An 844-nucleotide genomic window follows, 5' to 3' on the forward strand; every position below is an offset into this window, starting at 1 on the left:
AAAGGTCGCCATGACGGCATCCCCGATGGTCTTCACGACGGCACCAGCTTCTGACGCAATAATCTCCAGCAGTGCATGGAAATGCGCGCGCACCAGATCGAAGGCTGCAAGATCGCCAACGCGCTCGTACAGAGCGGTCGAGCCCTTGAGGTCGGTGAACAGGAAAGTCAGCGAGGTGATCTTCAGTCGCTGATCGATATTGAGATTGTCGGCCTTGTAGACATCGCGAAAGGTCTGGTTGGTGAGTATCCGCTTGGCCGTGAGGAACGGCTTGCGCTTGCCGATCAGGTGGTGGAGGCCCTCGGCCGCGACAAATACCGATGGCAGCACGCGCACCTCGGTCTGGTTTTCGAGGGATAACCGCAACGGTCCGGGTTGCAGTGTGATGGTGCCGGTCGGTGTATGCTGCCGGTTATAGATCAGCGACAGATGCTGTCGTTCCTTGGTCGGCTCGCCCTGCACGTCAATGAACTGCGCGGCATGGGTTACCGGCTCGAACACGATGACGAACTCCGACGGCAAGTGCAGCGACATCACCGCTTTTTCATGCGCCGGCAGTTCCATTGCGTCCAGCGTCACTTCATCGGTGAGTGACGCAAACGATTCCTGGTTGAGATCGACGCCGGAGCTCCAGAACACCTGCTTGAAATATTCCCAGAGCGGCAGCGTATTGGGGTCGTGTGCAGCGATATGCCTGACGCGCGGCGCGACCGTGAACGCGACCTCGACCTGCTCGTCAACCGACGCTTCATAGCCGCAGGCACAGAGCCCGCAATGGTAGTCGTCATGGCGCAGCGATTTCAGCGTGCTGTGGGCGTCGAGGACGCCGCTGCAGCCCGGGCAC

At 60.0% G+C, this 844-nt stretch carries 1 protein-coding gene; it reads right to left on the reverse strand.

Features of this window, described 5'->3' with window-relative positions; genetic code table 11:
- Positions 1 to 844: DUF5939 domain-containing protein (locus AC1DU6_RS33460; protein WP_477862648.1), on the reverse strand; the 844-nt coding region annotated here is incomplete at both ends.

It is taken from the genome of Roseateles sp. P5_B10, from assembly GCF_056400485.1.